The 8,079-nt window shown below is 72.2% G+C and carries 6 protein-coding genes; 1 reads left to right on the forward strand and 5 read right to left on the reverse strand.

What is annotated here, in order from left to right; genetic code table 11:
• Position 1: 1 nt before the first annotated feature.
• The 5 genes from ACWC21_RS31500 to ACWC21_RS31520 all read right to left on the reverse strand — a co-directional run bounded on the left by ACWC21_RS31500 (position 2) and on the right by ACWC21_RS31520 (position 6,694).
• Positions 2 to 1,942 (reverse strand): ABC transporter permease, encoded by a 1,941-nt coding sequence (locus ACWC21_RS31500; RefSeq protein ID WP_450886723.1) that lies wholly within the window; start codon positions 1,940 to 1,942, stop codon positions 2 to 4.
• Positions 1,942 to 3,120 (reverse strand): quaternary amine ABC transporter ATP-binding protein, encoded by a 1,179-nt coding sequence (locus ACWC21_RS31505; RefSeq protein ID WP_450886725.1) that lies wholly within the window; start codon positions 3,118 to 3,120, stop codon positions 1,942 to 1,944. The genes ACWC21_RS31500 and ACWC21_RS31505 overlap by 1 nt, the downstream gene beginning before the upstream one ends.
• Entirely contained in the window at positions 3,117 to 4,649 is a 1,533-nt protein-coding gene (locus ACWC21_RS31510; protein WP_450886726.1) for a GMC family oxidoreductase, read from the reverse strand. The genes ACWC21_RS31505 and ACWC21_RS31510 overlap by 4 nt, the downstream gene beginning before the upstream one ends.
• A gap of 127 nt (positions 4,650 to 4,776) precedes the next feature.
• Positions 4,777 to 6,297: an aldehyde dehydrogenase family protein gene (locus ACWC21_RS31515; protein WP_450886728.1), complete on the reverse strand. Its 1,521-nt coding sequence runs from the start codon at positions 6,295 to 6,297 to the stop codon at positions 4,777 to 4,779.
• A gap of 184 nt (positions 6,298 to 6,481) precedes the next feature.
• Positions 6,482 to 6,694: a mycothiol transferase gene (locus ACWC21_RS31520; protein WP_450886729.1), complete on the reverse strand. Its 213-nt coding sequence runs from the start codon at positions 6,692 to 6,694 to the stop codon at positions 6,482 to 6,484.
• A gap of 242 nt (positions 6,695 to 6,936) precedes the next feature.
• Here ACWC21_RS31520 and ACWC21_RS31525 point away from each other — a divergent pair.
• Positions 6,937 to 8,079, forward strand: a 1,143-nt coding sequence (locus ACWC21_RS31525) for an FG-GAP-like repeat-containing protein (protein ID WP_450886731.1), incomplete at its 3' end; no start/stop codon positions are given.

An 8,079-nucleotide genomic window follows, 5' to 3' on the forward strand; every position in this document is an offset into this window, starting at 1 on the left:
GTCACGCTCCCTTCGTCGCGCGGCGTTCGGTGGGCTGGGTCACCCGGTCCAGGACCAGGCCGAGGCAGACGATCGCCGCACCGGCTACCAGACCGGTCGCCAGGTCGCCCTGGGCGAGACCGAAGGCCACGTTGTAGCCGAGGGCGCCGCCGCCGACCAGGCCGCCGATGATGACGACGGCGAGGACCAGGACGACGCCCTGGTTGACGGCGAGCAGCAGCGACCGGCGGGCGAGCGGGAGCTGCACCTGCCACAGCTGCTGGCGGCCGGTGGCGCCGAGCGAGCGGGCCGACTCCAGCGCGGCCGGGTCGACCTGGCGCAGGCCCTGCGCGGTGATCCGGACGACGGCCGGGAGGGCGTAGACCACGGCCGCGGCGACGGCCGGGGCGCGGCCGACGCCGAACAGGGCGACGACCGGGATCAGGTACACGAACTGCGGCATGGTCTGGAACACGTCCAGGACGGGGCGCAGCGCCTGTTCGAAGCGGTCGCTGCGGGCGGCGGCGATTCCGGTGGCGAAGCCGAGCACGAGGGTGACGGCGACGGCCGCGAGGACCTGCGAGAGGGTGTCGAGGGACGGCTCCCACACGCCGAGCACGCCGATCGCGGCCATCGCGAGGACGGCGGTCAGCGCGGTGCGCCAGGTGCCGATCACCCAGGCCAGCGCGGCGACGATCAGCAGCACCGACCACCAGGGCAGCCACTGCAGGCCGCTGCGGAGGGGGTCGAGGACCCAGGTGGTGAAGTGTCCGGCCCAGTCGGCGGTGCCCCCGACGTAGGGCACGCCGGAGTAGAGGTGGGCGGTCATCCAGTCGACGGCGCGGTTGACCGGTGCGGCGATGTCGAAGGTCCAGGCGTCGGGCCAGTCGATGCGGCCCAGGAGCCGGGCGGCCAGCGCGACGGCCACGGTGGCGGCCAGCGCGTAGACCCAGGCCATGGCGCGCGGGCGGCTGGTGCCGTCCCCGGCGGCCGCGCAGGTGACCCGGTCCAGGACGACGGCCAGCAGCACGATGGGGATGCCGGCCGCCAGGGCCGCGCCGACGTCGACGGAGGCGAGTGCCTGGTAGACGCGGTCACCGAGGCCGCCGGCGCCGATGACGGAGGCGATGACGGCCATGGACAGCGCCATCATGATCGTCTGGTTGAGGCCGAGGAGGAGGTCCTTGCGGGCCAGCGGGATGCGCGCGGTCAGCAGCCGCTGCCGGCCGGTGGCGCCGAGGGAGTCCACCGCCTCCAGCACCTCGGGGTCGGCGCCGCGCAGGCCGAGCGCGGTGAGCCGGGCCATGGGCGGGGCCGCGTAGACGACGGTGGCGAGGACGGCCGCGGGGACGCCGATGCCGAAGACCAGGACGACCGGGAGCAGGTAGGCGAAGGCCGGGAGCACCTGCATGGTGTCCAGGACCGGGCGCAGGGCGCGGTTCAGCCGGTCGGAGAGCCCGGCGCCCAGGCCGAGCACGAAGCCGACGGCCACGGAGAGCAGGACGGCGGCCACCATCAGCGCGAGGGTCTGCATGGTCGGCACCCACATGCCGAGCACCCCGCAGGCGAGGAACGCGACGGCCGTGCCGAGCGCCAGCCGGAGGCCGGCCACCCGCCAGGCGACGAGCGCGCCGAACGCCGTGACTCCGGCCCAGCCGGCGGCGAGCAGGGTGAGGTACACGGCACGTACGGAGAGCACGACCGCGTTGCTGATGTAGCCGAAGAAGTACAGGAACAGCGGGTGGCTGTCCCGGTTGTTGATGACCCAGTCGCTGGCGTCGGCGAGCGGCTTGGACACGTTGACGGTGAGCGCGTGCGGCCATGCGGCGCTCGGCCAGCGGGCGGCGGCGAGGGGGACGAGGACCGCCGCGGCCAGGGCGAGCAGGAGGAGCTTGTGGGTCGCGCGGTGTTTCAGGATGCCGGGGAGTGCCAGACGCGGGGCGCTCGTGGTGAGGGTCGCCATCACACGACCTCCGCGCCGGTACCGGCGGGCGGCGTCTCACGTCGGCGCTGGGGGAGGGCCCGCCGGACGGATGCCGCCTCCGCGGCGGTGCTGCTGTCCGCGGCCACGCCGTTGCCGGCCACGACCCCGAGCAGTGCCTCCGAGTCCACCACGCCGATGCACCGGCCCTGGTCCACCACGCACGCCGGCCTGCCGTCCGCCGCGACGACCTTGATCGCGTCGGCGACGACCGTGTCCGGCCGGAGCGCGCCCGGGTGGTCCGGGCCGCCGCAGTCGCCGGGGCGCATGGCCTTGCGGACGGTCAGCACCTGTTCGCGGGGGACGTCCCGGACGAACTCGCGGACGTAGTCGTCGGCCGGGGAGCCGACGATCTCCTCCGGGGTGCCGAGCTGCACCACGCGGCCGTCGCGCATGAGGGCGATGCGGTCGCCGAGCTTGAGTGCCTCATTGAGGTCGTGGGTGATGAAGACCATCGTGCGGCCCTCCTCGTGGTGCAGCCGGATCACCTCCTCCTGCATGTCGCGGCGGATCAGCGGGTCGAGGGCGCTGAACGGCTCGTCGAAGAGCAGCACCTCGGGGTCCACGGCGAGGGCGCGGGCGAGTCCGACGCGCTGGCGCTGACCGCCGGAGAGCTGGGAGGGGCGGCGCTTCTCCATGCCCTTCAGGCCGACCTTGTCGACGACCTCCTTGGCCCGTGCGCGGCGCTCGGAGCGGCCGACGCCCTGGATCTCCAGGCCGTAGGCGACGTTGTCGAGGACGGTGCGGTGCGGGAGCAGGCCGAAGTGCTGGAAGACCATGGCGGCGCGGTGGCGGCGCAGTTCGCGCAGCCGGGCGCGGTCCATGGAGCGGACGTCCTCGCCGTCGATGGCGATGGTGCCCGCGGTGGGTTCGATCAGCCGGGTGAGACAGCGCACCAGCGTGGACTTGCCGGAGCCGGACAGGCCCATGACGACGAAGACCTCGCCCTTGCGGACGTCGAAGGAGACGTCGCGGACGGCGGCCGTGCAGCCGGTGCGGGAGCGCAGTTCGGCGGGCGGGAGGTCGGTCAGCTCTGGGTCGGCGGGGACACGGTCGGCCTTCGGGCCGAACACCTTCCACAGGCCGTCCACGGCGAAGACGGGGGCGGTGTCCTCGGTGTCGGCGGTCGGCGGCTTGCGGGTGGCGGGCGTGATGGTCATCGCAGACCACCTCCGATCAGGTCGACGGCTTTCTCACCGACCATCAGCACCCCGATCATGGGGTTGACGGCGGTCATGGTCGGGAACACGGACGCGTCGGCAATGCGGATGCCGTCGAGGCCGCGGATCCTCAGCTCCGGGTCGACGACGGCCTGGTCGTCGTCGACGGCGCCCATCTTGCAGGTGCCTGCCGGGTGGTAGACGGTGTGCGCGACCTTGCGCGCGTACTCGCTGATCTCGGCGTCACCGGTGACGTCCGGGCCGGGGCAGACCTCGCGCTTCAGCCAGCCCGCGAGGGGTTCGGTCCTGGCGATCTCACGGGCGATGCGGATGCCGTCGACGAGGGTGCGGGCGTCGTAGTCGTCCTCGTCGGTGAAGTAGCGGAAGTCCAGGGCGGGTTTGACCGACGGGTCGGCGCTGGTCAGGTAGAGCCGGCCGCGGCTCTTCGGCTTGGGGATGTTCGGGGTCATCGAGACGCCGTACTGCGGGCGTTCGTAGCCCAGTCGTTCCGGATTGTCCGTGAAGGGGACCTGGTAGAAGTGGAACATCAGGTCGGGGCCCGCGTGTTCGGGGTCGCGGCGCACGAACAGGCCCGCGTCGGAGTCCATCGCGGAGTTCTCCGGGATCGGTCCGTTCGTCTCCCAGACGATCACCGACTCGGGGTGGTCCAGCAGGTTCTCGCCGACGCCGGGCAGGTCGAGCGCGACCGGTATGCCGAGCCGCTCCAGGTCGGCCTTGGGGCCGATGCCGGAGTGCAGCAGCAGACGGGGCGAGTCGACCGCGCCAGCGCACAGCAGGACCTCGGTACGGGCGCGTACGAGGATCTCCTCGCCGTCCTTGGTGCGCACGTGCACGCCCTCGGCGCGGGTGCCGTTCAGCTCCAGCTTGTAGGCCCAGGTCTCCAGCAGGATCGTCAGGTTGGGCCGCTCGTCCATCACCGGGTGCAGGTAGGCCACCGAGGCGCTGGAACGCTTGTTGTTCTCGGGGTGGTAGGCGAGGTCGAAGAATCCGACGCCCTCGGTGAAAGGCTTGCGGTTGAACCCTTCGACCCTGGGTACTCCGAGTGCGGACTGGGCGGCGTCGACGAAGTCGCGGGCGATGGCGTTCCGGTCCTTCTCGTCGACCGGGACGATGTTGTTGAGGAGACGTGCGTAGTAGGCCTCCATGGGGACGGCGCCCCAGCCCTTGGCGCCGGCTGCCTCCCACTCGTCCCAGTCGGAGGGCAGGGGTTTGAAGGCGATGAGGGTGTTGTGGGAGGAGCAGCCGCCGAGGACGCGGGCACGGCTGTGCCGGATGTGGGAGTTGCCGCGTGGCTGCTCGGTGGTGGGGTAGTCGTAGTCGAGTTCGCCGCCGAGCAGGCCCATCCAGCGGCGCAGGGTGAGGACGTCGTCGCGGCCTACGTCGCTGGGGCCGCCCTCGATGACGGCGACGGTGACGTCCGGGTTCTCGGTGAGGCGGGAGGCGATGACGGAGCCTGCCGTGCCGCCGCCGATCACGACGTAGTCGTAGACGTGTGGACTGTCGGACATGGGGGTGCTCACTCCTGGTGGGACGCTCGGGGGGAGTCGGGGACGGGGGATCAGGGGTGGGTGCGGTCGCGGCGGCCGGGTGGGTCGCGGGGTCCGGCCGGTCGCGGCGGGAGGAGAAAGCGGCAGGTCAGCCCGCGAACCAGCGCACCGGTTCGGGTGCCAGGTTCTGGTAGATGTGCTTGGTCTCGCGGTACTCGGCGAGTCCGGCGGGGCCGAGTTCGCGTCCCACGCCGCTCTTGCCGAAGCCGCCCCACTCCGCCTGCGGCAGGTAGGGGTGGAAGTCGTTGATCCAGACGGTGCCGTGCCGCAGCCGTCCGGCGACGCGCCGGGCGCGGCCCGCGTCGGCGGTCCAGACGGCGCCCGCGAGGCCGTATTCGGTGTCGTTGGCGAGGAAGACGGCCTCGTCCTCGGTGCGGAAGGTCTCGACGGTGAGGACCGGGCCGAAGACCTCCTCCCGGACCACCTTCATCTCGCGGTGGCAGCGGTCGAGGACGGTCGGCTCGTAGAAGTAGCCGGACTCGGGCCGGATGTCGCTGGGCCGGGGCCGCTTGCCGCCGGAGCGCAGCACCGCGCCCTCGGAGAGGGCGGATTCGACGTACGCCTCGACCTTGTCGCGCTGCTGCTCGGAGACGAGGGGGCCGCACTCCACGCCGTCCTCGGTGCCCCGGCCGAGGCGGATCTTCTCGGCGCGGCGGACGAGTTCGGCGACGAAGCGGTCCCGGACGGACTCCTCGACGATGAGCCGGCCGCCCGCCGAGCAGACCTGGCCGCTGTGGATGAAGGCGGCGTTGAGTGCCTGGTCGACGGCGGTGTCGAAGCCCTCGTCGGTGGCGCAGGCGTCGGCGAAGACGACGTTGGGGTTCTTGCCGCCGAGTTCGAGGGCGACCTTCTTGACGGTGGGGGCGGCGGCCTGGGCCACCTTGGTGCCGCTGACCAGACCGCCGGTGAAGGAGACCAGGTCGACGTCGGGGTGGTCGGCGAGGCGGGCGCCGACGGTGTGGCCGGGACCGGTGACGATGTTGGCCACGCCGGCCGGGAGTCCGGCCTCCACCAGCAGCTCGATCAGGGCGACCGTGGTCAGGGGGGTTATCTCGCTGGGCTTGATCACGAAGGTGTTGCCCGCGGCGAGCGCCGGGGCGACCTTCCAGCTCGCCTGGAGGAGGGGGTAGTTCCAGGGGGTGATCAGCGCGCAGACCCCGACGGGCTCGTGCACGACGACGCTGTGGATGTCGGACGAGCCGGCGTCGACGACCCGGCCGGGGGCCTCGGCGGCCACCAGGTCGGCGAAGTAGCGGAAGGCGTCGGCGACGCAGTCGATGTCGACGCGGCCCTCCTCGACGGTCTTGCCCGCGTCCCGGCTCTCCAGCAGGCCGAGTTCCTCGCGGTCGCGCACCAGCAGGTCGGCCACCCGGCGCAGCAGGGCGGCGCGCTCGGCGGCCGGCGTGCGCGGCCACTCCCCCTCGTCGAACGCGCGGCGGGCCGCGGCCACCGCCGCTTCGGCGTCCTTCTCGTCACCCTCCGCGACCACGGCGAAGGGTGACGCGTCCGCGGGGTCGAGGATCTCGCGGGTCGCGCCGGAGACCGCTTCCAGCCATTCGCCGCCGACGTGGATGGTCGCCCGCGCCTGTTGTACGGCTCTCTTCGCCATGTTCGCTGTTGCCTTCCGTTCCTGTTCAGCTCCCGTGTGTCACACAGGTGTCACTCTCGGGGACCGTGTCCGCCTGCCCGGACCTTCGGATTGCATGCGCAATCGGTGGCCGAAAGTGCGCCGCGTCACTCGAGGTGTGGGCAAACCGGGACAAAAGGAAGATCAGGAACGGTGTTGGCGGGTCTCAGAGGCCGGCCGGCGGGTCCTCCCCCACCCGTCCGTCGACCGACTCACGGATCAGGTCGGCGTGACCGAGGTGACGGGGGTACTCCTCGATCATGTCGGTCGGCGGACGGCGCAGCAGGGGCAACTCACCGCTACGGTTCGTGTACGCGGCCACCTGACCGGCGCCCCCCTCGGCGACCGCCTTCCGGACGTGCGCCGGGGACCGCACCACCGCGTCCCGCCTCCTCGATGGCCCTCGGGGGGCTGCTCAAGCGTCTGGCCCTGGCCGAGGACGAGTACCTCGCTCCAGCGATCCGATGAGGGTGTCGATCTCGTTGCCCGCGAGCCGCCCGGAGCCGTCACCGGCGCCGCGGAAGCCCCTCGAACTCACGTACAACCCTTGCGTGTTGCCGGAGGTCTCCGATCACGACGCCCGGCCCCGGGATCCGCTGCGACCGTTCACTTGGAGAAACCTTGCGCAAGCGCACCAGCCTGCTCACCGCCGCGCTCCTCACGTCCGGCCTGGCCCCCGTGGCGCTCAGCGGGCCGGCGACGGCGGCCACCGCGAAGTACGCGGGCGACTTCAACGGTGACGGCTACCGGGACGTCGCGATCGCGGCTCCCTTCGCCACGGCCGGCGGCAAGGCGGAGGCCGGGCAGGTGGCCGTGGTCTACGGCACGGCGAGCGGACTGAACCCGTCCAGGCACCAGTTGATCAGCCAGAACACGGCGGGCATCCCGGGCGAGGCGGAGAAGGACGACCAGTTCGGCGACCGGATCGCCACCGCCGACCTCAACCGCGACGGTTACAGCGATCTGGTCGTCGGCGCGCAGCACGAGAAGTCCGGCGACGCCGAGGACGCCGGCACGGTCGTCATCGTCTGGGGTTCCGGTAACGGCCTGTCCGGCGGCACGACGGTGAAGAACCCGCAGACCCTGTACGGCAGTTACTTCGGTTCGAGCATCGCGGCGGCGGACTTCACCGGTGACGGGAAGCCCGACCTGGCGATCTCCGCACAGAGCGACTCGGGCGGTTCCCCGTGGCGCGTCAGGCTGATTCGCGGCCCGTTCACCAAGTCGGGCTCCACGGGCAGGGTTTCCTCGTACTCCCCGGGCGTCGACAGACCCGCCCTCACCGCGGGCCGGGTCGGCGACGACAGCAGGGCCGACCTGGTGGTCACCGGTCGGAAGCCCAACAGCGATCACCTCGCCGGCGCCTTCTACTACAAGGGCACGGCCGACGGCATCAGCAAGGCGGCGACCCTGCGCCCCGCCGAGACGGCGGCGATCGGCGACCTGGACAAGGACGGGCACGGAGACATCGTTCTGGGCACCCCGGAGGATCCGGCCGACGAGCCCTCGGCCGCCACCGGCGGCAAGATCGATGTCGTCTACGGCACCCCTTCCGGCCCCAGCGCCACCCGCCGCGTCTCGCTCACCCAGAACACCGCGGGCGTCCCCGACTCCTCCGAGGCCGGCGACGCCTTCGGGCAGGCCCTGGCGATCGGCGACTTCGACAAGGACGGGTACGGCGACCTCGCGGTCGGCGCGCCGGGCGAGAGCTTCGGGGACGACTCCGACTACCGACCCTCGGCGGGGGCGATCACCCTGCTCCGG

The organism is Streptomyces sp. NPDC001348, from assembly GCF_053597535.1.

Excerpts from the sequence above, each read along its gene's own strand:
- ACWC21_RS31500 (WP_450886723.1), bottom strand. The coding sequence starts at position 1,942 with ATGGCGACCCTCACCACGAGCGCCCCGCGTCTGGCACTCCCCGGCATC.
- ACWC21_RS31505 (WP_450886725.1), bottom strand. The coding sequence starts at position 3,120 with ATGACCATCACGCCCGCCACCCGCAAGCCGCCGACCGCCGACACCGAG.
- ACWC21_RS31510 (WP_450886726.1), bottom strand. The coding sequence starts at position 4,649 with ATGTCCGACAGTCCACACGTCTACGACTACGTCGTGATCGGCGGCGGC.
- ACWC21_RS31515 (WP_450886728.1), bottom strand. The coding sequence starts at position 6,297 with ATGGCGAAGAGAGCCGTACAACAGGCGCGGGCGACCATCCACGTCGGC.